Source organism: Desulfoprunum benzoelyticum, assembly GCF_014201505.1.
Lineage (GTDB): Bacteria > Desulfobacterota > Desulfobulbia > Desulfobulbales > Desulfocapsaceae > Desulfoprunum > Desulfoprunum benzoelyticum.
The window spans coordinates 204,292-229,285 of record NZ_JACHEO010000002.1; the positions used below are offsets into that span (position 1 = coordinate 204,292).

General features: G+C 53.6%; 23 protein-coding genes. 1 reads left to right on the plus strand and 22 read right to left on the minus strand.

Annotation, left to right across the window (positions count from 1 at the left end; genetic code table 11):
• Window positions 1-53: 53 nt before the first annotated feature.
• The 20 genes from HNQ81_RS03385 to HNQ81_RS03475 all read right to left on the minus strand — a co-directional run bounded on the left by HNQ81_RS03385 (window position 54) and on the right by HNQ81_RS03475 (window position 22,065).
• Window positions 54-839, minus strand: coding sequence for a M55 family metallopeptidase (locus HNQ81_RS03385; RefSeq protein WP_183348314.1), 786 nt, complete (start codon window positions 837-839; stop codon window positions 54-56).
• A 116-nt stretch (window positions 840-955) separates the two neighbouring features.
• Window positions 956-2,329 carry a phenylacetate--CoA ligase family protein gene (locus HNQ81_RS03390; protein WP_183348316.1) on the minus strand — a complete coding sequence of 458 codons (1,374 nt, stop codon included), beginning with the start codon at window positions 2,327-2,329 and terminating at the stop codon, window positions 956-958.
• A 93-nt stretch (window positions 2,330-2,422) separates the two neighbouring features.
• Window positions 2,423-3,430, minus strand: a complete 1,008-nt coding sequence (locus HNQ81_RS03395; protein WP_183348322.1) for a polysaccharide deacetylase family protein — start codon at window positions 3,428-3,430, stop codon at window positions 2,423-2,425.
• Window positions 3,431-3,548: 118 nt separating this feature from the next.
• Window positions 3,549-4,808 (minus strand): carboxylate--amine ligase, encoded by a 1,260-nt coding sequence (locus HNQ81_RS03400; protein WP_183348324.1) that lies wholly within the window; start codon window positions 4,806-4,808, stop codon window positions 3,549-3,551.
• A 73-nt stretch (window positions 4,809-4,881) separates the two neighbouring features.
• Window positions 4,882-5,976 (minus strand): glycosyltransferase, encoded by a 1,095-nt coding sequence (locus tag HNQ81_RS03405; RefSeq protein WP_240191771.1) that lies wholly within the window; start codon window positions 5,974-5,976, stop codon window positions 4,882-4,884.
• 179 nt (window positions 5,977-6,155) lie between these two features.
• Entirely contained in the window at window positions 6,156-7,274 is a 1,119-nt protein-coding gene (locus tag HNQ81_RS03410; protein WP_183348328.1) for a glycosyltransferase family 4 protein, read from the minus strand.
• A gap of 254 nt (window positions 7,275-7,528) precedes the next feature.
• A complete protein-coding gene (locus HNQ81_RS03415) occupies window positions 7,529-8,845 on the minus strand; it encodes an O-antigen ligase family protein (protein ID WP_183348330.1) in 1,317 nt (438 codons plus the stop codon).
• Between the two features lies 1 nt (window position 8,846).
• Window positions 8,847-10,133 carry a glycosyltransferase family 4 protein gene (locus tag HNQ81_RS03420; protein ID WP_205240294.1) on the minus strand — a complete coding sequence of 429 codons (1,287 nt, stop codon included), beginning with the start codon at window positions 10,131-10,133 and terminating at the stop codon, window positions 8,847-8,849.
• Entirely contained in the window at window positions 10,130-11,521 is a 1,392-nt protein-coding gene (locus HNQ81_RS03425; protein WP_183348332.1) for a polysaccharide deacetylase family protein, read from the minus strand. Before HNQ81_RS03425 ends, HNQ81_RS03420 begins: the two co-directional genes overlap by 4 nt.
• 12 nt (window positions 11,522-11,533) lie before the next feature.
• Window positions 11,534-13,291 (minus strand): carboxylate--amine ligase, encoded by a 1,758-nt coding sequence (locus tag HNQ81_RS03430; RefSeq protein WP_183348334.1) that lies wholly within the window; start codon window positions 13,289-13,291, stop codon window positions 11,534-11,536.
• Between the two features lie 9 nt (window positions 13,292-13,300).
• On the minus strand, window positions 13,301-14,848 hold the full coding sequence (locus HNQ81_RS03435) for an oligosaccharide flippase family protein (protein ID WP_183348335.1): 1,548 nt from the start codon (window positions 14,846-14,848) through the stop codon (window positions 13,301-13,303).
• Window positions 14,849-15,010: 162 nt separating this feature from the next.
• Window positions 15,011-16,405: an ATP-binding protein gene (locus HNQ81_RS03440; RefSeq protein ID WP_183348337.1), complete on the minus strand. Its 1,395-nt coding sequence runs from the start codon at window positions 16,403-16,405 to the stop codon at window positions 15,011-15,013.
• A 182-nt stretch (window positions 16,406-16,587) separates the two neighbouring features.
• Window positions 16,588-16,806, minus strand: coding sequence for a winged helix-turn-helix domain-containing protein (locus HNQ81_RS03445; protein WP_240191827.1), 219 nt, complete (start codon window positions 16,804-16,806; stop codon window positions 16,588-16,590).
• 224 nt (window positions 16,807-17,030) lie between these two features.
• The gene (locus tag HNQ81_RS18010) at window positions 17,031-17,198 is read right to left on the minus strand and encodes a nucleotidyltransferase domain-containing protein (RefSeq protein WP_353740478.1); all 168 of its coding nucleotides are present in this window, start codon (window positions 17,196-17,198) and stop codon (window positions 17,031-17,033) included.
• Between the two features lie 108 nt (window positions 17,199-17,306).
• On the minus strand, window positions 17,307-17,603 hold the full coding sequence (locus HNQ81_RS03450) for a type II toxin-antitoxin system RelE/ParE family toxin (protein ID WP_183348341.1): 297 nt from the start codon (window positions 17,601-17,603) through the stop codon (window positions 17,307-17,309).
• The gene (locus HNQ81_RS03455) at window positions 17,591-17,776 is read right to left on the minus strand and encodes a hypothetical protein (RefSeq protein WP_183348343.1); all 186 of its coding nucleotides are present in this window, start codon (window positions 17,774-17,776) and stop codon (window positions 17,591-17,593) included. The genes HNQ81_RS03450 and HNQ81_RS03455 overlap by 13 nt, the downstream gene beginning before the upstream one ends.
• Before the next feature lie 266 nt (window positions 17,777-18,042).
• A complete protein-coding gene (locus HNQ81_RS03460) occupies window positions 18,043-18,261 on the minus strand; it encodes a winged helix-turn-helix domain-containing protein (RefSeq protein ID WP_183348345.1) in 219 nt (72 codons plus the stop codon).
• A 221-nt stretch (window positions 18,262-18,482) separates the two neighbouring features.
• On the minus strand, window positions 18,483-19,700 hold the full coding sequence (locus HNQ81_RS03465; RefSeq protein ID WP_183348347.1) for a TIGR04063 family PEP-CTERM/XrtA system glycosyltransferase: 1,218 nt from the start codon (window positions 19,698-19,700) through the stop codon (window positions 18,483-18,485).
• 110 nt (window positions 19,701-19,810) lie between these two features.
• Entirely contained in the window at window positions 19,811-21,073 is a 1,263-nt protein-coding gene (locus HNQ81_RS03470; RefSeq protein WP_183348348.1) for a TIGR03087 family PEP-CTERM/XrtA system glycosyltransferase, read from the minus strand.
• Window positions 21,070-22,065 (minus strand): FemAB family XrtA/PEP-CTERM system-associated protein, encoded by a 996-nt coding sequence (locus tag HNQ81_RS03475; RefSeq protein ID WP_183348350.1) that lies wholly within the window; start codon window positions 22,063-22,065, stop codon window positions 21,070-21,072. Before HNQ81_RS03475 ends, HNQ81_RS03470 begins: the two co-directional genes overlap by 4 nt.
• A 467-nt stretch (window positions 22,066-22,532) precedes the next feature.
• Here HNQ81_RS03475 and HNQ81_RS03480 point away from each other — a divergent pair, with 467 nt between their 5' ends.
• Window positions 22,533-23,915, plus strand: coding sequence for a TIGR03013 family XrtA/PEP-CTERM system glycosyltransferase (locus HNQ81_RS03480; RefSeq protein ID WP_183348352.1), 1,383 nt, complete (start codon window positions 22,533-22,535; stop codon window positions 23,913-23,915).
• Between the two features lie 175 nt (window positions 23,916-24,090).
• Here the strand turns inward: HNQ81_RS03480 and HNQ81_RS03485 are convergent, their stop codons facing one another.
• Window positions 24,091-24,393 (minus strand): HigA family addiction module antitoxin, encoded by a 303-nt coding sequence (locus HNQ81_RS03485; protein ID WP_240191824.1) that lies wholly within the window; start codon window positions 24,391-24,393, stop codon window positions 24,091-24,093.
• A gap of 11 nt (window positions 24,394-24,404) precedes the next feature.
• Window positions 24,405-24,683 carry a type II toxin-antitoxin system RelE/ParE family toxin gene (locus tag HNQ81_RS03490; protein ID WP_183348356.1) on the minus strand — a complete coding sequence of 93 codons (279 nt, stop codon included), beginning with the start codon at window positions 24,681-24,683 and terminating at the stop codon, window positions 24,405-24,407.
• Window positions 24,684-24,994 lie beyond the last annotated feature (311 nt).

Here is a 24,994-nt window from a genome sequence, read left to right on the forward strand (position 1 = left end):
TAACCTTTCAGCAAACCAACAAACTATCTACAAAAGAAAGTTTCTGGCTTTTTTCAGCATCGCCATTCCAACATCGTGCCCAGTTCTGTCTTCAGTTTGAGGCCACCGGCGTATCGCCATCCCTGTCGTCGAATCCGTGCCTTCAACCCCTGAATATATTTCTTGAATTCGATTTCAATCGCCACAGGATGTTGAAAGGTAAAGGCTTGCATCTCCCTCAGCCGTTCAACTGCACGACAAACCGTCTGATAAATTTCCTTCTCCACCACTACGGGGTGCTTGCTGTAGGCACAGTTGCGACCGTAACCTTTTTTCGTCACGACTGTCCCAATCCAGGGCATGAAGCGCGAAGCCTCGTCACATCCCTTATCGTCACTGGCAACCAGTATCAGCAGCACCCCCAGTTCCCCAGCCACCGAGGCGTCAAGGGCCATTTCGCCCACCTCCTGCCCATGCACGCGAATGGCGCGATAGGCAGCCGGGCTGTAGGTGTGAGCAAGGACGGCGTCAGGCGTCCCCTCCATGGCGTGATACCCAATCATCAGCACCCCGACGTAACTTTCGTCCAACTGGGGGAACCGCCGGCCGAATCTGGTCCCCAACACTACCTCGCAACGGTGATCGAGGCGGTCAAAAACTAGATTAGAGCCAAACCCGTGATTGTCCCACACTACCACTTGAGTCGCGCCGACGTCAAAAAGGGCCCGCGCCGCCGCGTCGGTTTCGCGGGTGGCTTGCTCCCGCGCAAAAACCATATCCCTGGAGTTGCTGAGTGCATGGCCAGGCTCGCCCACCACACAAGCCGGACCATCGCAATCAACGGCGATCATGAATTTCATAAACGATTCCCTATAAAGCGCTAAGGACTGAATGCTGGGGACTGAGCGCTGAGGACTGAGTAATACCAACACACCGCAAGGATCGATTTTTCAACTCAGTCCTCAGCACTCTGCACTCAAAACTCTCTCTTCCCATATAGTTCTTCCGCCACCTTGCTGATCACCGGCCGGTATTTGCCCGAGCGGGCCGGGGCGATGTCGGCGACGATTTCCACTTGAATCTTGTCGTCCCCACCCAGGCGTTGCGCGGCCTTTTTCTTCACCAGTTCAATGCCGTCCGCCGGGAAGCGGTCGTCCACCGCCAGACGGATAAGGATCTCGCCGAGTTTCTCCTGCACGACCTGGAATTTGACGATCCCCGGCACCGAGCGGGCGATGTAGATGAAGGAATAGCCGACTACCCACTTGCCGGCCTTGGTTACTACAAACTCGACCGCCCGGCCGCCGCTGATACGCACGCTGGAGAGGTTGCGCCCGCAAGCGCAGGGCTGCTGCGAAAGGGTCACGATGTCGCCGGTGCGGTAGCGAATGATCGGAAAGGCCGGGCCGACGATGTTGGTCACCACCAGTTCCCCCTCGCCGTCGGTCGGTTGGAGGGTTTCGGGATCGATGGTTTCGAGGATCAGCTGCTCGTCCATGCAATGCATGGTGCCGTGCTCGCACTCGTGGCCTATCAGTCCGGCCTCGCGCAGACCGTAGGAATCGCGTACCGGCACGCCGAACCCGTCGGCGATCAGTTGCCGGTCGACATCGGAGAGCATTTCACTGGTGGTGATGATCACCGTCAGCCCGCGTCGGTGCAACTCCTTCAGATCGAGGCCGAGGGAGTCTGCCATGGTCACGGTCAGTACGAAAGTGCTGGGATAACCAAAGATGCACCTGGGGCCCCAGGCCAACCAATCCGCATAGTTCTTTTTCAGTCGCTCCGGGTTGACTTCGAAGCCGTTGGTCAAACCGTCATTGATGAGCCAGTCGCGTATTCGCTTGATCCGGTCCTGTTTGCTGAGTTCGACTGGCGAGCCCCAGTAGTAAAGCTCCTTTTCCCCTCGACGGACCCCGACCCACTCGTGTCCCCGCATGCGCGCCGCGTTGATGTGCGCCTCGCGGGTGGATGAAGTGTAGAATTCGAGAGCCTCGTTGGTCGAGCCGCTGGTGCGCACCATCTGCACCCGCTTGCCTTCCTCACGCCAGACCATCTCCTCCCGGCGATGGCGCAGGGTATTCTTCTCCAGCAGGGGAAAGCGTCGCAGGTCGTCCAGAGAACGGATCTCCTCGGGGCGTATCCCGTGGGCATCCATCACCTTCCGCCAATAGAGGGTGTGTTCATAAGCGCTGCGGACCATCGTCTGCAACCGCTCCAGACGCAACTGTCGTAACCGCTCCGGCGACCAGCGTTCGCTTGCCAGCAGCTCGTCCAGAATCCGGAAACTGGAACGGCCAAGGGCGAGTTCCTGAAGATGAAACAGATTGCGCGCTATGATTGGGAGCATGGAATATCTCCTGGGTGATTAGGACTTAGTGCTGAGTGCTGAGTGCTGAGACAGTTCTACTCAGTCCTTAGCACTAAGTCCTTAGAACTGACTTTAATACCAATAAAAATTGTTCAATCCCTGCACGATCTTGCGAAGCATGGCCCGGGGTGGATTGTTGACCAGGCAGGGAGCCACCGTCTTCGGCTGGTAGCCCTCCTCCTGCACCAGCCGCCCGAGTTCGGCGAAGGTGCCGGGGGGATAAAGGCGGCGGTTATCGTCGAGCCATGCGCAGAAGCGCTCGAAGCGCCGCGTCACCACCCGGTTGAGCTTGCCGTCGCGGTACTGCTTATCCCGCACCTTGAAGAGGCTGAAACTGTGCAGGATCAGCACCGCGTCGCCCCCGGCGTCGCAGATCATCTGTACCGCCTCCCGGCATTCCTCGAAAGAGGAGCCCATGAGATCCACCGGCTTGGCCGGGTGCATGCCCGGCAGCTTCGGCTGCTCGTAGGCGGACAGGGCCACCTCCAGCACATCGCCGAACCACTTGGCGCCGTTATACCGTTCGGTTTCCCGAAACCGGCATTGTCCGCCGACATAGGGGAAGGTGTAGCTGCTATCGATCCACAGCCCCGCTTCCGCCAAGGCCGCCAAGGTCTCTTCCGAAGCGCCCATGTTGCCCGCCCGAAAAGCGATGGGGCGGGTGCCGGTCCAGGCCTCCAGCAGATCGGCGCCCCGCACGATCAGCTCTTTTTGCCATTCCCGCGGCAGATCGGCCATCTGGTCGGTTTGCAGGAAAGGATTGCCCGTCCGATGCAGACCATAATGGACATGATTGGGATGAATATGCAATTGCACATCCTGTCCATGTTCCACCAGATAACGGGCTACCGGTTCGGTTTCTCCCGGCCAGCCGAGGTCGTCGTTGAAGGGTTCTAGGAAAAAGGTGGCCTTGAGGTCATGCCGAGAGAGGATTTCGCAGATCAGCGGTACGCCCAACTGCCGCCCGCCATACTCACCCATCATTCCCAGCCGGGGCGGAATCGGACGCAGCGCGGGATCGCCCCAGGCACCGCCCATGGAACATTCGACATCGAAGGTTATAAAAACACCGGGAGACATGAAACCTCTCTTCGCCACGGACACACAGTTCCCGGCGGACAATTTCTTTGAAACACGCTATGTTTGTATCGTTTTTCCTTTTTTGTCCGTGTCTTTCCGTGTGGGTCCTTAGACCGTATCATGCCTTTCCTTCCGGATTCCCGATAATATCATGTCCACGAGCCCCAAGTTTTTTGACCATCTGTTTAAAATCGACCAAGAATGGTTTGATATCCGATAGCAGGAATGAATCATCCCTGGTCCAGGGGCCGCAGTTCCAAAGGAAAGTCGCCACAGCAACGACAGGATGAAGGGATGACTGACCGGGTGGCAACAGATCGCCTCGAAGATGACCCAGCAGCCAGTTGGCACTACCGCCAAGGATCCGGGAACGAAGTCCGACGCGATACGAATTCTTTGCCATTTTTTCCGGTTCGAAATGACTCTGCCACAACAGGAAAGGGGCTTCGAAGCCGGCCATGATCACCGTCGGCAGGCCGCCGCTGAAGCGCGGGTTGATTTCCAGAAAGATGTACTTGCCCGTCGCCGGGTCATAATGGAACTGGACGCCGGCAATCCCCTGCCAGTTCAAGGCCTGCAGTAACTTTACCGTATCGTCAATGACCGGTTGGTGATGGCAACTGACTCGCTGCACCGTCACCCCGCCGGCCAGTGGCATGTGGTGCTCGCCGATATAATCCCCTGTGCCCACGGGTTGTCCGTCGTGCATGAGGATCTGCACATGCTCCTCGACCCCGGGATGGTATTCCTGGACGATGACGTTGTCGGCAAAATTCCTGAACTGATTGTACCAGCGCTCCAAGGCTGTCTTATCTTCCGCGTAGGCGGTCTTCAACGGCATCTTGCCGGCGTCGATGTTCTGCCGGCGGGTGCGCAGTACTAGAGGGAATTGCAGCGCCATCCCGCCGTGTGCCTCCATCAGTTCATCGAGGCGCATCCCCTTGGCTACCGGAATCCCCAGATCAACGCAGAGGGTTTGCAGATAGTCCTTGTCCGTCGACTTGTCGAACAGTTCGCGGCTCGGCGAAAAAAGGTGTATCCCCGGCTCGAACCGCTCGCGCATCGAGATCAGGGCGTTGTGGTAGCCTTCGGAGACCGGCATGATCGAACCGACATCGAGTCGGTGGACCAGGGCTTCGATCTCGTCGGCGAACCCCGCCTCGCTCGGCCGATGCTCCAGCAGCCAGGCGCTGGCGGTATAACGGCTGTGCGCCGACTGCCCCTCGGGGGTGTTGACGATGGCATGCACAGTCAGGCCATTGCGGGCCAGGCTGCGCACCACCCACAACCCTACCTGGGTATCGCCGACAATCGCCAGTACCCGCCGTTTTCGATCCGGGTCGATCAGGGACGGGTTGATCGGTTTGGCACATTGCATAGGTGCTCCTATTCAGGCATCTCCAATATTTTCAGCGTATCTAATTCAATGCAAAAACAAAAGGGGGGCTTATTCATTTCGACGCGGTTCTTAGAACTTCTCTCACTTCTTCGGCTACCCCTTGCCAGCTTCGCACCTTGCTGACCCGCACGACCTCCTCGGCATGCCAGGCGCGGCTCAAGACCTCGGCGATGGCCTGCCATAACGGTTCGACCTGTTTAGCCGGAACGATCTGTCCCGCATGGGGGACGGGGAGGATATCAGGGACGGCGCCGACGTCGGTCGCGATAACCGGCGTCCCGCTTGCCAGGCTCTCCAGCACCGCATTCGGGCAGCCTTCCCGGTAGGACGCCAGGACACTTACATCGGCGGCGTTATAATACAGGGGAATTTTATCATAGGGTTGCCGCCCGGATAAAATCAACCGGTCTTCAACACCGACCGAGCGAGCCACCTCCCGCAACTTCTCCGGGGTGCCGCCCTGAGCCTCGCCGCCAACGACAAGAAGTTGAACATCCTTTGGTAGATGGACAAGAGCACGAATTACTTCGTGATGTCCTTTGCGGTGACCGAGATGCGCCACGGTGACCAGCAATCGCCCCTCTCCCGGCAGACCCAGCTGTTGCCGGCAATGCCGCCGATCACGAGGTTTGAAATGCTCCCGGTCGACGCCGTTGCTGATGACATGCAGGCGCGCGCGGGGAACTCCCAACTTATGAGCCTCTTCGGCCATTTTCGACGAGACGCTGATCACCGCTGCCGCCCCTTGCAAGGCCTTCGAACATTGGCGGGTCTGGGACGGCACTTTCAAGCATTCATAGATTTTTCCCCGCAAGGTGATGACGTAGGGGATGCCCAACTCCCGGGCGAGAACCGCCACTCCCACCCCGTCGGGCCAGACGAAATGGGCATCGAGCACATCGGGCCGCCACTCGCGGAGAAGATTCCTCAGCCAGGGCTTGAGACCGAGGGCGTAGAAGCTGGCGTCGGCGTTCTTGAAAAAGCGGGGAATGTAGAAAAAACGCGGACGATGAACGTGCAAGCCGCGCCAGGGTTGCGCCTGGGGATGGCCGCACTCCCTGGTAAGGCCGGGAAACCAGGGGACCGGAGAACAGACCCGCAGCTCTTCCAGGCGCGCCAGCGCCGCCAGCCGCTGATAGACGAACATCCCCCAGGTGGGATTGTCCTGATTTGGAAAACAGTATGAAAACGAGAGAATTTTCAACAGACCCCCTGAATATCACATTCTCAGTGCTGAGGACTTAGGACTGAGTGCTGAGTAAAAACAGCTTCCACTCAGCACTCAGCACTGATTTTTCCTAAGCACTCAGCACTAAGCCCTCAGCACTAAGCCCTCAGTACTTTCCCATACCATCCCACATACTCATCCACCATCCGCTCGACGCCGAAGGCCCGTTCCACATGCGCCTTTCCGGCGGCAGCGAGGTTTTCGGCCAGAACGGGTTCGGTGGCCAGTCGGGCCATGGCCGTCGCCAGTTGCGTCGGTTGCGCGGCGTCGACCAGCAGTGTTTGTTCGCCCACCGCGTCGGGAATCCCGCCAACCCGCGTTGCCACGACCGGCAGACCGGCCATCATCGCTTCGAGGATGACCATCGGCAGCCCTTCGCTGCGGCTGGAGAGGACGAAGGCATCGGCGGCGGCGTAGAGGGTGGCGGTGTCTTGGCGAAAGCCGAGAAACCGGCAGCGGTCCCCCACCTGCCGCTCGTCGATCCGGAGCAACAGCATGCGGCAGTAATCGCTTTCGTTCAGGGTGCCGGCAACGACAACCCGCGCATCCTGTCCCGGCGGCAGCAGGGCCACGGCGTCGATGAGGTCTTCGAAACCCTTTTCGGGGCGGGGATTGCCGACTGCCAGAAAGAGAAAATCCCCAGGATTGCAGCCAAACTCTGTGCGTACCCGTTCGCGGTTGGCGGAGTCACAGGGAGCGGCGGGCACTCCGTTGGCAATCACCTCAATCGGCTTCTGCCAGTTCAAATATTCCCGGTGACGCTGGGCGACCTTTGCCGAAACGGCGGAAAAAGCGGTGAGGAACCGGACAAAGAAACGGTTTCTCGACCTCAGGCTTTCAAAGCCTTCGTAGAGCAGGCCGTGGGCGGTAAAGAGAAGCGGCTTCCGCCCGGCCAGAACATTGGCGGCGGCGGCATAGGGGAGACTGGCGTAGTCGTGCACATGGATGACCGAGGGATTGAAGCGGCTCAGTTCCCGGTGCAGACGCCAGACCGCACCGAGATCCTTGCCGCTGAAACTGTTGAGGGCCACCAGACGCACTGCCGTTCCCTCGAATTCGGAAGCGAGCAGGCCGGGACCTTGCAGGCAGATGACCAGCACCGGGATATTCCGCGCCGCCAAGCCCCTGGCCAGATGCACGACCACCCGCTCCATGCCGCCGGGGCGGAGTTCGGAGAGGATCAGGGCGAGGCGAAGATTTGCGAATGAAGAAATCAAAAGAACCTCGAATCTTTGGACCAGAAAACCAGTCCCACGCAAAGACGCCAAGACGCGGTTAAGACCTTCAAAACTTAGGGGCCGTTACGAAATAACCGTTACATTTTTCACCATTTCGTTACGGCCCCTTATGCCGAAAAGGTATTTCTGCGTAACGGTTATTGTTTGACGACGGCTTAGAGTCGTATTGCCTTTACCACGTCTTTGTGGCTTGAGGGTGCGGAGCGAACGGGCGTAAGACACAGGTTGTTGGTTTACACCATCGGCCGCCCACCAGCCTGCACCTCCCCCATGATGTGATTATCGTAAGCACGGCGCAGACAAATCGGCAGCATGAGCAGCAACCAGACAACTTCGATATAAATCATGGTGATTGCGATCCCGCAGGTGAGAATGACAACCAGCGAAACAACCAGAGCAAAGTAGAATTGATTAAAATCTTCTGCTTTCTCCGCCACAAGATTAACTGCACCGTCATGCACTTTCTTCAGATTTCCGTAAGCCTGCCAAAGCAAAAACAAAAATAACGAAATTCCGACCACCCCCAGTTCGGCGGCGCATTTCACGTAGGTACTATGGGAATCCTTGCCTTCATACTCGGGGATATATTTGCCGATAGTCTGGTACCAGTTACCGGGCCCAATGCCAATCGGGTTGTTGGCAACCATCTTTGCCCCCGCCTTCCAGAGCTCAATCCGACTGGAAGTCGAGGAGTCCATGGACTGCTGATCGGTTGTAATCGTCAGAATCCGCTCAATGAAAAAAGCGTCGGATAGATAGAGGCCGCCAAGGCCGCCCAAGATCAGCAGCAAGATGATTTTTTTCCGCAGTTTTTTCGGGGCAAACCAGAGAGCCGCGACAGCCCCCATAGCCACCCCCAGAAAGGCCCCGCGACTGCGGCAGAGAATGATGGCGTTGGCGGTGAAGGCGCCACAGGCCAAGGCGTAGAGTTTAACGAGCCAATGCTTGCTGCGCAGAAACTGGATGCCGATGATCGGCAGGATCGCCGCCATGAACGCGGCAAAAAAGTTGGCTTCGTCAAAATCGGCCCCGCCAATCCCCTCAAGCCGCCCTCTGACAAAGCGCCCGTAGGGGGTCTGCCAGGCTTTTATGCCCAGAATCAAGCCGACCGTCGCCAGCACCCAGAACAGGCCGTTGAGTTTTTTGAGGTCGGTAATGACATGGGTCATCATCAGGGTGAAGATCACGATCTTGGTGAGTTTGAACGCAGGATGGTCAACACTCCCGTAACGACCGACGGTTTCGGGGCTTACAAAAAACAGCAGCCAGACCAAGGCTAAAAAGGCAAGCAACGTCTTTTCCTGCGGATAAAGAAGGGCGTCGCCGAACCGCAGTTTTTTCCACTGCAAAACTATGCCGGCCATGGTTGCCAGGGCCAGGGTGAACGATACGCGCAAACCCATATTGGCAAAGGGCTGCCCCCACCACTGCCCGCTGGGGTTGATGCAGTAATCGGCCAGATAACCGTAAATGCCGAGATGCGGCAAAAAAAACGCGCCGACAACGCAAAAGCCGAACAGGCCGATAAAGAGCAATCCCTTCGATGACATGCTAACGGCCCCCCGCCATAACGCCTACGCCAGAAACCAGCTTTTCCAGTTCGGCAACTTCAACCCGCATCCGCTCTTCCCATGTCCAGAAAGTTTCGGACAGCTTCTTCTGCGCTTGTCCGAGGCGCTCTCGCAACTGTTCATCCCGGCAGATTTCAGAGAGAAGGTTGCCCAGAGTTTCCGTATCGTCCTTTTCGGTCAACAGGGCATTTGCACGATGATGCAGCAGGTCGGACGTCGACGAGTCGTTGACCGAGACAACCGGCAGCCCGGCCCAGGCCGCTTCGTACAGGGGGTTGCATCGGTTAGTGACGTCGTTGGTCAGCATGAAAACGTCGGCGGTGTTCATCAGGGCCCAGATGTCGTCATGGGCCACGGCCCCCAGCCACACCACCTGATCCGACACCTTCAGTTCAGCGGCCAACGTGTGCAAATTCTCTTTTTCCGGGCCGTCGCCGGCAACCACCAGCTGACAATCCACGCCCGTCCCACGACAGACAGCCAAAGCCCGCAGCATCCGGTCGATGCGCTTCCAGTAACTCAGGCGGGAGCAGGACACCGCCCACCGGCTCTCCAATCTGAGGTTGAGGCCGAAACGGGCGACCAGATCGGCGCGGGTGACTTGTGGGGGCTGCGAAGGGGGTTCGACACCATTCTGCCAAAATCGGAAACGGTGGTCGGGTATTCTGAACTTGCGTGCCACTTCATCGCCTCGGGTACCGTCATTGGCGCAGATCAGCAACGCGGATGGAACCAGATAACCGGCGACGGCGGTCGGGTAGCGCAGGCTGACGAGAGGCCTGTTCATTAAATCGGCGAGGAAGGTGCCGTAAAGGCGGGTGACATTGGGCACCTTGAACCAACGGCCGAGCAAATAGCCAGCCAGCGCGGCGTATTGATTGTGGGCATAAACCAGTTGCGGCACGAACCCATTCCGCCGAACCTGCATGGCTTTCACCATCAGGCTGGTAGTCAATCCCAGCAGCATGGTGACATTCAAAATCCACCGAAAACCGAAAGGAATGGAATCCCCCTTGCCGCGAGCCTGTACCCGCAGTTTCTTTAACGGCAGCAACCATCGGCAGGGGGCGAAATGCAACACAAATCCCTTATCCGCAGGAACAAACATCGGCTTATCGTCATCGGAAAAAGGATCATATTTCGGTAACACCAGTTGGAGGTCATGCCCGGCTGCGAGGTGCCCCTTCAATGTTTCGCGGAGGGAGGGCATGCCGCCTTTGCCGTCCATGGACCAAACGGGAAGTGCGGAGATATGTAAAAAGTTCAAACTACTGCCCCCTTCGCCTGTACATCAGTCGTATTCAATTGGTGAATCATTTTCCGTTTGCGCTGATATTCACGGCGCCAATTGCCAAGCCTTTTCCGCAAATTTTCTTTCTCAGGAGGGCAATCGGCGACTTCCCCAACATTGGCAAAGGGAATATGCGACAAGCTGATTTTTTTATAAGAATCCAACAAGTCAAGACTGACGCCCGCCTGAAGGTCTTGCCCACTGACAAGGAACTTACAATCAGCTGCAACTTGAATGCTCCAATATACATCGGGACTCGCCCGGTAATGCGTGGCAAAGAGTCGGTTGCTCGCTTTGTCGAATTCGATGTTAGCCGTAGCACTGTCACGCCTGCGCCACCATGCGGCGATATCCGCCATATTGCCAGTACAAACGTCCTTATAAGACAGCGCCTTCTGGCAGATGCGCTTGACTAATTGAGGGCAATCACCTATGCGCCCTGGCATATCGGGATGGCCATAAATGAACATGGGCTCACAGGAATGATATTTCTTTTCCAACAATTGCTCGAAAAAACGGCCCACTTCTTCCGAACCGAGCTCAAAACCAAACTTGGGGAAGCGATCTCCGAGACAGTGAAAAGGGATCTCGACCATGCTGTAAGCTTCGGAATCATTCTTTGGCAGGAAAAAGGGGTAGTCATCATGACCGACACCAAACGAACTTGTGTATTGATACCCCTTTTCTTCCAATACCTCATACATCGATGGATGCCAGAAACTGGCTGGGCCGACAAATCCCTTAGGGATAACCCCCACTCTGGATAACAAGGCTTCAGTCAATTCAAGATTTTTTCGATTACGCTTTTTGTCGTTGAAGACATAATGTAGGAAGGTATGGTTGCCAACTTCGGTCTCCAAGTTAATGACTTCTTTTAAAAGGTGTTCTTTCCCCACATAGGCCTTTCCGCAAACGAACAAGGACAAACTCTTCGACCAAGGACGGATGATGTCAACGAAACGCAATAAACTCGCCTCATCGCCGGCATCCATATCTGCACGAAAGCTAAAAAAACTCCGACATCCATTCGGCCAATACCATTTCTGGATCAGCGGTATACCAGAAGATTTCAGTGTTTTAAAAATTTCGATATTTATTTCGTTATGTATTTTTTTTGTGGAACGAAGGGGCAAATTTTCCCAAATGAAAGATGGAAAAAACTCATTTAAGAAAATGTAATTTTTGTCAACATGGGAAATCTTCTGAATTGCCAATCTATGGGATGACATAGTGATTGCGTTAGAGAGAGCTTGTTTTTTGAAATCATTTAAGGAGTTCAAAAAACAAGTCCCATCGACCTGAAATAATTCCTTCAGGACACGACTATTCTCGACTTCATTCGATTTGAAACGATCCAAGACCATATATTGTCTTATTTAGAGAAGCTCCAATTTAATAAATTCTTTGCCGAAGATTACTCTCCTCCATAAATAACCAATTTCGGAACATCCTGTACTTTTCAAGGCTTTTATTTGATAGAAATTGTTTTTCCTAACGAAAGATATAATGCTCTTATAACCTTTCTCTAAAACAAATGACTCAACAAACTTACGATAATTACTGCTAAAACCTATATTTCGAAATTGTTCTAAAACATATGCACGGCAACTACAAATTTCATCGGATTGATACGCGGCTTTTTGTTTTTCTAGAAAGAATTTGTCTTTTTCTGTGAGCCAAAAAAAAGAACAGGGAGTATTTGGCGTATCTTTCACGTACCCGAGAATTAGAAAATCACCAGAGTTAATACGACTTAAGAGCGAGCCATAATCATTTTCATTATAGTGAGGTTTGAATCTGCGAATAAACTCGTGTATGTCTTCCGGATTAGCCTCTTTAAAAGATAATTTATCTACAACTGAGGGAAGATTATCCTTGTCAATATTCTTTTTAAAAATGATGTATTTTTCAGAAAAATAAAGTTTTCGCGACTTTTTCTTTGAAATCTTGATTATCCGATCAACCACGTTGGTATACTTTCTTTTAATTCGTCTAAATAGTTGGATCATAAATGGTAGCGGATCATCAACGGCAAATATCGCGCTTGTGACTGGCGGTCGAATTGACCATAACCATGCCCACAGCGAAAGATTGCCATTATTTCTATCTATCTTCGCTGATTCAAAATCTGACGACCACCTTATCCATCGTCTTGAGATCTTCTTTGGTATGAATTCAGAAAAAGGCAAACCCAAAGCATCCAGATAATTCATAAACGGTATAGGCAAACCATTCCCTTCGGCAAAACCATTATTCCAATCGAGCCTGCCAACAGTTGGTTCAATCAGGTAAAACTTCCCATCGCGGGGGTCTCTTTTCATTTCCATCGAACAAGGCCCAACAAAATTGATCCTTTTGAAGAACCGTGTTGTGATCTCCTCAACCTCCGGGCTGCTTACAACTTCGCAAGAAGAGGTGCTTCCGCAAAGGGGGGGGTATTGCCTGATCTTTCGGCCACACAATGAGGCGGCCAGCTTGGTATTTTTTTTGTAATATTGAAAACAGAAATATAGATCCGAATCACTGCCCGGAATATACTCTTGGATGATTGCCTGGGGCTGGTACTCGGAAAATTTCCCATAGCTCTCAAGCATCTCGTCGCTGTCCTTTGCAACAAACGCCTTACCCGAAACATTTGCTATATAGCTATCATTTCTATACTCAGGCTTGACGATGACGGGGTATTTCACATTGTCAGGCAATTGCGTAATTTCATCGAAATTTCTAATCGAGAAAGATTTTGGAACGGCCAAACCGAACTCTTCGGCCATTTGGAAAAAGGTGGTTTTGCACAAGGCCTTTTTAACGGTATCAGCGGCTGGCATGGCAAGGTGGTAATACTTTTTCACTTCTTCAAGCCTATCCGCTAAAGCGAGAACTGTTGCGTCCCGAACCGGAAACAAAACAGGCTTATCGGTAAAGCTCCCCCCCCGATTCACCAGTTCTTCAACAAGAGCGCTTTCACTCCCACAGAAAAACCATTTTTCAGAAATGAAACGACTGAATAGATTCGCCGACCTGTCCGTATCGGTAACGACAACAACTTCGACACCGCGTCGGCCAAGAGAACGAGCTATTCCCAAACCGTTACCACTGATACCAAGAACGATAGCTTTATTTTTATAATCAAACATATGACTCTCTTACAATTTAGTATATTTTACTCGTTTAAATTTAGTATTAATTTTTTTTCTGTAATCGTCTGGAAGCAAAATGAAATAAAACAAAGGCACCCATAACAATAAAAGGATGAACACGTGAGTGAAAAATAAAAGCCATGTCTCTGGGTACCAAATTTTTATAGAAAATGAACAAATCAACGAAAACAAAACTCCAGCAACAATACCAGGAATAACTGAAGATAAAATAAACCTACTTAAAGGGATATTGCCGTTTTTGCTAAGATGATATGGAACCAATATTGTTGGGACGAGAAGACGCCCAACAAGCGTCCCCAAGGCCACACCGGCCAAACCCAAGTCAAGGGCTAAAACGAAAAATATTGAAAAAAACAGGTTCACCAAAGCTTCAGTGAAGGTAATCGCTGCGTTAAACCTCACATATCCAAGCGCAGCAAGATAACCTTTACATGGATTTGTGAACAATACAGGGATATTTGCAATCGCAAGGACAGTCATAACCATCGCTGAAGATCGCACAGAATTTAAGTCGAAGTTGTCCTGCAACATCCATAAATTCACGAAAGGTTCTGAATAAAATGCGTAGCCGATGTAAATGACAAGACCAACACTGAGTGAAACACGGACTTGCCGATAAAAAAGATGTTTCGCTTCGCCATCAAGACCTCTCGCAATACTTTTCTGTATAGAAGGAAATATAGTGCTATTTATTATTTTAAGGAATGAATAAGTATATAAAATCAGCATTCCACCAACACTATATTCTCGAACTGCCGAAACACTTATAGCTAATCCGACTATGATAAGATCACTTTGTCCTATAATTTTGACCGCTGAATTTGAAATTGCAGCAGGGATTCCATAGCTGAACAGCTCTCGAAATCTTTTTCGTGTATACAAAAAAGGGAAAATCCTCAGCCCTTTATGAACCCAGCCGGCACAAATCCGGTTGCCGATAACCGCGCAAACATTCCCCGCCATAATGGCGAAAACCAACCCCCAAAGCCCCCACCCCATCCCTAGGACATAGACTGTCCCAACTGTGCGCACCAGTAGCACTACCATATCGACCCCACGAGCAATATCGAATCGATCATGGGCCGCAAGCACACTTGAATTAATGGCAGCAATTGCGGACAACCAGACATTTACCACCATTAACGGCAAAAGCACCCTGACCGTATCGTAATGTTCAGGGCCAATCTCTTTAAATAAAATCGGGAAGAACCACCCAAGGGATATCCCTACCACCAGAATCAACCCACCAACCAGACTAAAAAAACCAAATCCGGCACGGATGGTTTCATCCACCCCAACTGGATCGTCTTTCCCTAGATACAGTGCCACATGCCGCCCGACACTGGCCCGCACCCCCAGATCGAAGATCCCCATGTACCCGGTGAGAACACTGAGCAGACTCCAGATGCCGTAAGACACGGCGTCGAGCTTACCGACGATGTAGGGCGAGAGAAAGAACATCACCAGCAAGGTGCTGGCATGGCCCCCCCAGTTAAACGCCAGATTACGAAGATGTTTACGGGCACTGCTCATAAATAGTCAAAAACCTCATTCAGTCACGGACGTTCACAGACAACACCAGGCAAAAAACCAAATTTTGAACATCTTTTTCCGATCCGCTGAAGGCACGGAAGGCACAGAAAAAAGTCAAAAACCGAAAAAATTGCTTTTTAGGCTTCTCCCTTCCATTGATTTTCACCCTTCCACACAGTAATACCCCCCGGTCTTGGGTGGCCCTTTGAAAACGATGCGATTTTCCGCACGCAGATGCTTCAGCCAGCGCTCTATGGTTCGTTGTGGGATATTCAAACGTTCTTTGATAGCAGCGGAATTGACCCCGGGATTTTCTCTAACAAACTGCAAAACATCATTCACTCCGCCACTTACTCCGCCATTCACTCCGCCACTTACTCCGCCACTTACTCCGCCACTTACTCCGCCATTCACTCCCTCAGGCCCTTGGGTCGCCTGAGCGAAGGTTGCCAGCACACCACCGGACGTCTCTTCCAGTGTGAAAGAAACATCCGGATAGATTTTGAGCTCTTTACGGATCCGGATCAAACCGCTACCGTATTTTTCAATATTCTTAGTCAGATAGAATGCTTCGGCAAGCAGTTTGTTGCGGGTTTGCGATTGGTAGTGGTCCGTGGCCAACTCGGCAAGCGTCAATCCGCCATAGAGATTTCCCGGGCTGAAAATGGTCAACCGATCATCGTGGATTTTGACCTGAATGTCGGATGCGTTGGCATAATCCCTGTGCACTACGGCATTGAGCAGCGCTTCCCGCAGGGCTGGCAAGGGGTAAGCGAAACGCTCTTTACGCTGCAAGCCGCCATCGAAATGGAACGATACGCTGACATGAGAAACGATAAAGAGCATGGCCTGTTCGACGGCTTCGAACAGGGTGTCGGTGATCTGGCGATCATCGATGATCAGGGTCGGCGTCTTGAAACGGCCGATATGAATGTGGTGGCGCAGCGGCTTTTCCGCAAAGAGCAGCATGGCCGCCCAGGTCGGCCTGTTGTCCTTGATCAGTTTGAGCTTTTCCAGCGCCGACAGCGGCGAGTTGTCGAGGGTGAACCGCCCGCACTCGTTGACCGTGGCGATGAAGGTGTCGATTTTGTCGATGGACAGGGCATCGAGGCTTTCTTGCGCGGCCGGGTAGGAATCCCAGGAGAGTTGCAGGGATTGCATGTAAAGATTGGTAATCTCGGACAGCCCGAGCTGGTGGTTCGAAGAAGACACTCGCCGGAAATATTTCCCCTTGGTGTTGATGGGCTTCACCGGATATTCGTGAACACGCAGTATGACAACGGTCTTGCCGGCAAGGTCAAACGGCAGGATGTCCGGAATGATGGACGGGCTGGTGGCGGATTTGACCTGGCCGAGCCAGTCGTTGAGCGTTTCCTTGCCGACCGTTACCCCCCTGACCGCACCATCATCGGCAACACCCACCAGAACGGTTCCTCCCAGGGTGTTGGCGAAGACGACCAGGGTCTCGATCGTTTCCCGATCGAATGTAGAATTGAATTCTACAGTCAGAGACTCGCCTTGCTGGATCATTTCAAGGATTTTGTCGGTACCGTTCATATTTTACCTGTACAACGTCCTGAAATAGCCAAAATCAACCTTTAAACGTGGTAAGGGCGGATAATGAAGGATTGTAAATTTTCCAAAGCAAATCCGGTTTGTCCTGCTTTCATCCGAACATTTTAAAGCCTTTTCTGTCCACAAAACAACTGAAGATATTGAAAAAAATCAAAAACCGCAATCTATCCAGCGACAACCTGCCAATGCCCACCTTTGGCCGGGCCGACACGTTTGAGGTAGCCCTGCTCCTTCAAAAGACCAATTTGCTTTTCAACGGCTGTCGTACTCAGGCCAAGTTCCTGAGCAAGCTTTACAGTGGTGATCTCTGGATTTTGTTGAATCCGAGAAAGAATGGCATACCTGGTTTCACCCAACATTTCACCCAACATTTCACCCAACATTTCAACCAACTCGGGGGTATCCTGGGGGAATGCCTGTTCCGTTCCCTTATAACGAAAGACCATCCGCAGAAAGTTTTATACAGTCGATCGCCGTCGCTAGATATACGATTTTGTCTTTCACAGGGCTTTGGCCTCGTCGAGCACCCGCTGCCGCAGGTGTTTGTTTAATGGGCGGAAACTGACAACATCAACCTTACGTTCGAGGATTCGTGACAGCTCGTCAATCAATGCAATTTGGTCAAAGAGCGTCGAACCAGGGAGAAAATCGACCAGAAAAAATCGACATCGCTGGCGTCGTGATCTTCGCTACGTGCTACGGAGCCGAAAAGTCGAACATCCGTCGCATGATGCCGGCGAGCGGTGGTCAGAATCGTTTCTTTTTCTTGTCGCAGCTTTTAGTATAGTTGGCCCAAGCGTCATCCTCCTCTCTCGCCGTCATTTATCGCAAAACCTGCTCCGTCCACGGAAGTCACGGAAAAATCCGGAAACGAAACCTTGAATCAAGGCAAATACCGCACGATATCCAGTGCTCCATGAAAAACACCCAAAATCACAACATCCCTCCCGGTGGCCCAGAGATAGGCAATCCGGTAATGCCCATAAAGGAGGATTCTGATTTCGCCCTCGGGTTCCATCCGATAGCAATGGCCAACCCTTGGAAAATCTGCCAATATTTTTGCCTTCTGGACAATACCGGCAATAACCCTGGCGGCTGCCGGCGGGTTGTCTTCGGCGATATAATCGTGGATATCGCGCAGCCAACGTTCGGCTTCGGCCGTCCAGACTACTTTTGCCATGTACGAATCCGTCGCTCTAACTCATCCCCGGACAAAACCCGCCCTTCACGAAAATCCACCAGGCCCCGATTGACCATACGCTCAAAAGCCAATTCCCGAAAAATCTCTTCAAATGAGGCATCATCGGGTTGCGACTGAATAACTTCTTTCATACGCTCTTTTACCGTTGCCATAGATACTCTCCGCATTAATTCAAAAATGCCCTCAAAATTGTTTCCGTACTCTCCGTGTCCAGAACCAGCATTACAGTTTCTCTTCGCGCTCTGCGTCGCGATCCAACATTAGCCTATCAATCCAATAACTGGGTTTCCTCCGTTACTGAACCTTCATTCCTTTCCCCGATACTTGCACATAACCTCGGCGTTTATCCTATGCAAAACCAAGATCTTTACCGCAAAGCCTTTTTGTCCACAGAAAATTATGAAATCGCAGAAAAAAATCAAAAACCCACAATCAACCAGACAACAACCTGCCAATGCCCGCCTTTGGCCGGCCCGACACGTTTGAGGTAGCCCTGCTCCTTCAAAAGACCAATTTGCTTTTCAACGGCTGTTGTACTCAGGCCAAGTTCCTGAGCAAGCTTTACAATGGTGATCTCTCGATTTTGTTGAATCCGAGAAAGAATGGCATACCTGGTTTCACCCAACTTTTCACCCAACTCGGGGGTATCCTGGGGGGAATGCCTGTTCCGTTCCCTTATAACGAAAGACCATCCGCAGAAAGTTTTATACAGTCGATCGCCGTCGCTAGATATACGATTTTGTCTTTCACAGGGCTATGGCCTCGTCGAGCACCCGCTGCCGCAGGTGTTTGTTTAATGGGCGGGAACGGCTCATGTGTTGCCCTCCTTTCCCCTGTGCGCTCCGTGGACAAAAAACCTTACACCCCTCGCGCGACGCGGGCGCGGGCGTAGATGTCGTGGTAGACGGCGGTGGTCTTTTCCCAGGTGTGGTGCCGGGCCACCCAGTCGCGGCCCTGGCGTTGCAGGGTCTCGCGCAACTCGCCGTCGGTCAGAAGGTGTTTCAGCTCCCCGGCCAGGGCCGCCTCGTCGCCGGCTTTGAAGAGCAGGCCGGTCTGGCCGTGGCGGATCAGCTCCTTGTGGCCGCCGACGTCGGAGGCGACCAGGGCCTTGCCCATGGCCATCGCTTCCAGCGGTTTCAGGGGGGTGACCAGCTCGGTGAGGCGCATGGAGTAGCGGGGATAGGCGAGTACGTCGATCATCGAATAGACCCCGGGCACCCGTTCGTGGGGAATGCGGCCGGGCATGATGACGCGCTTGCCGAGTCCAAGGGCGGCGACCAGCTGCTTCAGCTCTCCTTCCATTTCGCCGCCGCCGACTAGAAGCAGCACGGCGTCCTGCTCTTCCTTGGCGATGCGGGCGAAGGCGCGCACCAGCAGGTCGAGCCCTTCGTAGCGGTAGAAGGAGCCGATGAAGCCGATGACCTTTCTGCCGGCCGGATTCCACTGGCGCAGATACTCGGCATCGGGCGGGACCGGCCGGAAATCCGTTATGTCAACGCCGTTGAAGACCGGGGTGATCTTCGAGGCGGGGATGTGGCGCCGCACCAGATCCTGTTTCAGGCCGTCGCAGAGAATCGCCACCTGGTCGGCGCGGGTGCAGACCATGGTTTCGATGCGCTGGGTCAGCTTGTATTTCCACGAGCCTTCGGCGTAGGTGCCGTGATCGACGGCGGCATCTTCCCAGAAGGCGCGGATTTCGTAGACCACCGGCAGCCCGAGCCTGCGCCCGGCCCACAGTGCCGGGAGGGCGTTCAGCACCGGCGAATGGGCGTGGATGATGGCGGGGCGCTCGGCCTTGGCGACCTCCAGAATCCGCCGGGAAAGGACGTGCATCAACCGGGCTTCACCGATGAAGGGCAAGGAAAACCCGGGAGTCGCGCCGCTGCGGTAATAGGTGAAGCCGTTGATCTCTTCCCTCCGGGGCGCTTCTCCCTTCAGGTCGGCCTCGTGCTTGGGCGAGGTGACGATCACCGGCTCAAATCCCATGTCCCGCTGGGCGCGGAACAGGCTCTGGCTGCGGAAGGTGTAGCCGCTGTGCAGCGGCAGGCTATGGTCGAGAACGTGCAGAATTTTCATCGAAAAACCTCAATAAAAGGACTGAGTGCTCAGGACTGAGTGTAAAGGCAGTGCTGAGTGCTAAGTAAAATGCTCACCCAACCTGCAACTCAGCACTCAGCACTCAGCACTCAGCACTCAGCACTGCCTTTACACTCAGCACTATCTTTATACCCAGCACCGCCTTGAATAACCTCATCCAACCGTTTCAGATGCGCGTCCCAGGAATGGGCGCGTTCCACGTAGGCGCGGGCGTTTTGGCCGATGGCCCGTTGCCGGACGGGATCGCGCAGCAGGTCGACAACCGCCCTGGCCATTGCCGCCGCGCCGTCGGCGACGACGAGGTCCTCGCCGATCACGGCTTTGAGCCCGGTCGCCGCGCCGCTTGTGGCCACAACCGGCTTGCCCATGGCCATCCCTTCGAGCACCTTGTTCTGGATACCCCGGGCGATCGTCAGCGGCACCACGCAGAGGGTGGCGCCGGCCAGATGGGTGCGCATGTCGGGGATGGTGCCGGTGACTTCGACAGCGGGGATATTCTTCAGCGCAAGCACGGCTTCGGTCGGGTTGCGCCCGGCAATGCAGAAGACGGCATCCGGAACAGCCTGTTTCACAACGGGGAAGACCTCGCGGGCGAACCAGACCGCCCCTTCGCTGTTGGGCCAGTAATCCATGGCTCCGGAGAAGATCAGCCGCGCCGGCGGCGCCGGATCGGTCGCGGAGACCGGCGCCGGGAAGAAATAGTCGAGATCGACGCCGTTGGAGAGGGCTTCGACCTTGTCGACCGGCCCGTATTTGACCAGCACGGCCTTTTCCTCCTCACTGACCACAAAGGTTCGGTCGAATGCCGCGACGATCCGCTGTTCAAAGGGGAGCAGCAACCGCGCCTCGCGCCGGTAAAGCCAGGCCATGGGACCGCGCTGCCTGGCGGCGTATTCCCGCCATTTCTCCGAGTCGATATCGACCAGGTCGGCGAGCAGCACGGCCTGTTGCAGCGCCGACAAGTGGCGGGAGCGGAAGACGTAATCGGCGGCGGAAGAACAGAAGCACAGCACCGCTGTGACCGAACGGCGATCGAGAAAGCCGTCGATTTCCCGTTGCAGCGCCCGGGAATAGAAACACGGCAGGGTGCAGGGACGGCCCGTCAACAGGGCGCCGACCGCCCGGGCCTTCATCGCCAGGGGCGGGCGCACCTGAAAGAAAACCTGATGTACCATCCCTTTGAGCGCACCGACATGGCGCACATCGGCGGGATCGTCGATCATGCAGGCCACCGTCACCCGATAGCTTTTCGCCAGATGCCGCACCATGTGATAGGAGCGGATCTTGTCCCCCTTGTCGGGGGGATAGGGAATGCGGTGGGCGATAAAGAGCAGGTCGGCTTTCTGCGTCATAGGGAAATATATTTCCTGATCCGGGGACCAAGCCAGTTGGCCCCGGCCTCGGGGAGTCTGCTCCACAGAGCAGCAGCCAGTTGTCGATTTTTGGAAGGCCCGGTCGGTTCCATTTCTTTTATTGGCGACGATTCTTCACCTGCTGCTTTGGGCTCATACCAGAAAAGCCGTTGCGGAACGGCGCCCCACTGTTGCTTGAACAGCCAGGTTCCCTCACCCGGTGTGGAACGCCCGAAGTCGAACCGCTTGAATCCGTTGTCGGCGGCAAAAGCAAGAAATGTCCAGTACAGCAGCATATTGGGATTTAACCGGTTAAACCGGCGTAACGACGATGCCCAGGGAATTGTAACGGTGGTCGAATGCAGCAGGAGAATCCCGGCGGCGGCGGGAGTCCCGTCGGGAGTATGCACCAGGGCAACCCGGATCCTTTCTCCGTACATCTCGACTATTGCTTCAATCCATCGACGGCTGTGAACCGGCGAACCCAGATCCCGCATGTTTTCAGCAAATATTTGATAAAATCCCGGCACCAGTTCTCCGGTTCCCATGCTGACGGTCAATCCGTCTCGAACCGGCTTTTTTATCTGGCTGCGCAATTTCGATTTCAATCCCGCCAGCAGTCGCTCGGAACTCTCCGGCAGTTCCAGTACCATGCGGACTTTTTCTGTTTGGTTGTTTCCGGCGAAGGAGAGTGGACAGACGGAACGAATCAGACAGTCGGAACCTTTTTCCCGGGCGGAAACCAAAGCCTCGTCTAAAAGTGCGTGAGCGACTGCATCGCTGTCGGCAAGTATTCCGCCAGCGTCACAATAGGGGAGGGAGATCAAACGTTTACGCAGCAGCGGAACGCGGAAATCGATCAAAGGGAATACGCCGCATACCTTCCCGCTGTCTTCCGCCAGCAAATACACCCGCCGGAAGCCGTAGGCCTGTTCAACAGCCTTGCCCCAGGCAAAAAGCTGGTAGGCCGTACCCGCGGGATGTGCGAGCACATACGTATCCCATGGATCTTGATCGGACTGTGTGGCAGGGCGTATGTGTATACGACTCATCAATGGGCATCTTGGGCGTTCTGTTAACAGTTTGGTTATGAGCCTTATCTGAAAATGATCAGTATGCCTGCAGGCTGAAAACTTTGATCCTCTTGTTTGATACTAGCTTTTAAAGGTAGTTTCCGCACTTTTTTTCTCCTGCTACTTCAGACATTTCTGGAACAGGAGTGATTCGGAGAGTTGCCCATCCGTCAAGGGGAAAGTCCTCTGCCGCCGGCAAAAGAAACAGGTTTCGACTCACAAGATCTCTTGAATCCAAAAATGCGAAAAACTCGGCAGTTAGCAAGGAGATGCCCCATCAAGCTTGTGCAATCCTTGACAGGTACACCTATCCCCTTGTTATAATGAATAGTCGTAATTTGTTGACAGCATGATGACCATGATAATCTTCCCGTGTGAGTGCATGTATGCCGATTATCTTCAATCGTTACTATTCCGGCAGGAATATGAGCTTCTTCTTTGGGGAAGGTATGCTCATGTGGCTGTCGATCATGGTCGTGCACTGGTTCTTCAAGGGAAACGTCATCTTTCGGATTGATTTCTTTGATTGTTTCCGGCAGGCGTTGATCGTCGTCATTGTCTTTCAGTTGTGCTTGTATTTCTTCGACCTGTATGACCTGAGCAAGGATACATCGATCCCCGACACCGTGACCCGGATCACCCAGGCCTTTGGTTTCGGCTGCATCATCCTCGGTGTCATCTATTTCGTAGTACCCGGTCTGCAAATCCCGATAACCGAGTTCTGGGCGGGGTATCTCGTTATCTGCCTGTCGATTGTCGCCTGGCGTTCCGCCTATTACTATGTTTTGCGCAAAAGAATGTTTGTGCAGGATATCGCCATTATCGGCACCGGCAAACTTGCCTCCGACATTGCAAAAGAAGTCCAGGATAAACGAGATGCAATATATAGGATATTGGCTTTCATTGGGCCGGATCGACCCGATTTCAACCACCTCGATGCCCCGGTTTTCGCCGAGTTGGGGGAGTTTCTTGCGACAGTCAACATCAAGAAAATCGCCCGTATCATCGTCGCCCCTGATGACCGGCGGGGCACAGTTCCGGTTCAGGATCTCCTGCGACTCAAATTGCAGGGTGTGGAGATAGAACAGGGTATTGCCTTTTATGAAGGGGCGGCGGGAAAAATCCTGGCCGAGAAACTCAATCCCAGTACAATCTTTTTTTCCAAGGGTTTTGATCTGTCACGGCTGAAACGGGCCATAAAGAGAACCATCGATCTCGTTGTCTCGGCGCTGCTTTTAGTTATGACCGCGCCGATCATTCTGATTTCGGCCATTATCATCAAACTTGAATCGGCCGGCCCGGTTTTTTACCTGCAGGAGCGGGTTGGGGAACACAGCCTGCCATTCAAGGTCATCAAGCTCCGTTCGATGCGCCAGGATGCCGAGAAGAATGGCGCTGTCTGGGCTTCCGTCAACGATCAGCGGGTGACCCGGTTCGGCGCCTTCATCCGTAAGGCCAGGATCGATGAACTGCCGCAGTTGTGGAATGTCATCAAAGGCGAAATGAGCCTGGTCGGCCCGCGCCCCGAGCGACCGGTTTTTGTTGAAGAGTTGGTGAAGGTCATTCCCTACTACAATATCCGCCATACGGTGAAACCCGGGGTCACCGGCTGGGCCCAGGTCTGTTATCCTTACGGCGCCTCGACCGAAGACGCCCTGAGAAAACTGGAATACGACCTGTACTATCTGAAGAATATTTCGGTGGCCCTCGATTTGTTCATCTTGTTCAGGACCGTCAAGACCGTGCTTTTTCAAAAAGGCGGGCGGTGATTGGGTTCCTCGTTCGGGGCGGAGTTTTCAGTATCTGGCTGTTGTTTTTCAATATCTTGGGGGTGCTCTCCCCACCTCGCCATTTACGGGATGACAAGATGAATTAAAATCACAATCAACTGGGTGGTGTTCCAGTTGGCCCCGTCTACACTTTTGAACTATCAGCGCCCTCGGATCACGCAGCCTGAAAGTCCCTGGGCTTGACAGTCTTCTCGATCTCTTCGCCCACCGCAGCCTGTGCCACCTTTACATCGTAACTGCTTTGCAGATTCATCCAGAAATCGGGCGAGGTGCCGAAAAATCGAGCCAGACGTAAGGCTGTATCGGCAGTGATGCCTCGTCGCTCACTCAATATCGCGGTGATCCGGTTGGCGGGTACATGCAGCGCTTTCGACAAGGCGTTGGCAGACACGTTCAGCTCTTCCAGTTCACCTTTCAGGATCTCGCCGGGATGGATTGGGCGCATCTTATTGGCCATGTTCATTTCCTTCAGAGGTAATCAACGATTTCAACGTTGTAGGCATCAACGTCTTTCCACTCGAAGCACACGCGCCACTGGTGGTTGACGCGAATACTGTATCGCCCGCCACGGTCACCGGTCAATGCCTCGAAGCGATTGCTCGGCAAAGCCATCAAATCATGGATGGTCTTGGCATTGTCCAAAATCTGGAGTCTTTTTTCTGCCTGTGCGGAACAGGATTCGAATTTCCTGACTCGTTTTCCTTCAAAGAGGGCTTGTGTATCCCTGCAGCGGAATGATTTGATCATAAATGACTGTAAGGTGTTTTATGTTGTACGTCAAGCGTACATCTATTTGAATATATACTATTACACATGCTGACTGTTGAACATATATGATACCTCCAACCCCTGACGCTTTGTACACACGGACACGCAGGGATGCTTCCATGCCTGTTTGAGATCTCTCACTGCGTTCGAGATGACAGAGGGGGAAGGTCAAGATGACAGCGGTGGAAGGTCGAGATGACAGCGGGCGAAGGCCGAGATGACGGAGCAGATAAGGGCGACAAGGCGGGGGAAGGTCGACCGACCGGCCTCGATGGAACAGGCGTTACGCT

What these genes read in the sequence shown, in the direction of transcription:
- HNQ81_RS03435 (WP_183348335.1), bottom strand. Translation starts at nt 14,848, where the DNA reads ATGAGCAGTGCCCGTAAACATCTTCGTAATCTGGCGTTTAACTGGGGG.
- HNQ81_RS03415 (WP_183348330.1), bottom strand. Translation starts at nt 8,845, where the DNA reads ATGTCATCGAAGGGATTGCTCTTTATCGGCCTGTTCGGCTTTTGCGTT.
- HNQ81_RS03485 (WP_240191824.1), bottom strand. Translation starts at nt 24,393, where the DNA reads ATGGCCAATAAGATGCGCCCAATCCATCCCGGCGAGATCCTGAAAGGT.
- HNQ81_RS03430 (WP_183348334.1), bottom strand. Translation starts at nt 13,291, where the DNA reads ATGTTTGATTATAAAAATAAAGCTATCGTTCTTGGTATCAGTGGTAAC.
- HNQ81_RS03425 (WP_183348332.1), bottom strand. Translation starts at nt 11,521, where the DNA reads ATGGTCTTGGATCGTTTCAAATCGAATGAAGTCGAGAATAGTCGTGTC.
- HNQ81_RS03400 (WP_183348324.1), bottom strand. Translation starts at nt 4,808, where the DNA reads ATGCAATGTGCCAAACCGATCAACCCGTCCCTGATCGACCCGGATCGA.
- HNQ81_RS03450 (WP_183348341.1), bottom strand. Translation starts at nt 17,603, where the DNA reads ATGGCAAAAGTAGTCTGGACGGCCGAAGCCGAACGTTGGCTGCGCGAT.
- HNQ81_RS03465 (WP_183348347.1), bottom strand. Translation starts at nt 19,700, where the DNA reads ATGAAAATTCTGCACGTTCTCGACCATAGCCTGCCGCTGCACAGCGGC.
- HNQ81_RS03470 (WP_183348348.1), bottom strand. Translation starts at nt 21,073, where the DNA reads ATGACGCAGAAAGCCGACCTGCTCTTTATCGCCCACCGCATTCCCTAT.
- HNQ81_RS03390 (WP_183348316.1), bottom strand. Translation starts at nt 2,329, where the DNA reads ATGCTCCCAATCATAGCGCGCAATCTGTTTCATCTTCAGGAACTCGCC.
- HNQ81_RS03405 (WP_240191771.1), bottom strand. Translation starts at nt 5,976, where the DNA reads ATGTTCGTCTATCAGCGGCTGGCGGCGCTGGCGCGCCTGGAAGAGCTG.
- HNQ81_RS03480 (WP_183348352.1), top strand. Translation starts at nt 22,533, where the DNA reads ATGCCGATTATCTTCAATCGTTACTATTCCGGCAGGAATATGAGCTTC.
- HNQ81_RS03385 (WP_183348314.1), bottom strand. Translation starts at nt 839, where the DNA reads ATGAAATTCATGATCGCCGTTGATTGCGATGGTCCGGCTTGTGTGGTG.
- HNQ81_RS03445 (WP_240191827.1), bottom strand. Translation starts at nt 16,806, where the DNA reads ATGTTGGGTGAAATGTTGGGTGAAATGTTGGGTGAAACCAGGTATGCC.
- HNQ81_RS03490 (WP_183348356.1), bottom strand. Translation starts at nt 24,683, where the DNA reads ATGATCAAATCATTCCGCTGCAGGGATACACAAGCCCTCTTTGAAGGA.
- HNQ81_RS03455 (WP_183348343.1), bottom strand. Translation starts at nt 17,776, where the DNA reads ATGGCAACGGTAAAAGAGCGTATGAAAGAAGTTATTCAGTCGCAACCC.
- HNQ81_RS03440 (WP_183348337.1), bottom strand. Translation starts at nt 16,405, where the DNA reads ATGAACGGTACCGACAAAATCCTTGAAATGATCCAGCAAGGCGAGTCT.
- HNQ81_RS03395 (WP_183348322.1), bottom strand. Translation starts at nt 3,430, where the DNA reads ATGTCTCCCGGTGTTTTTATAACCTTCGATGTCGAATGTTCCATGGGC.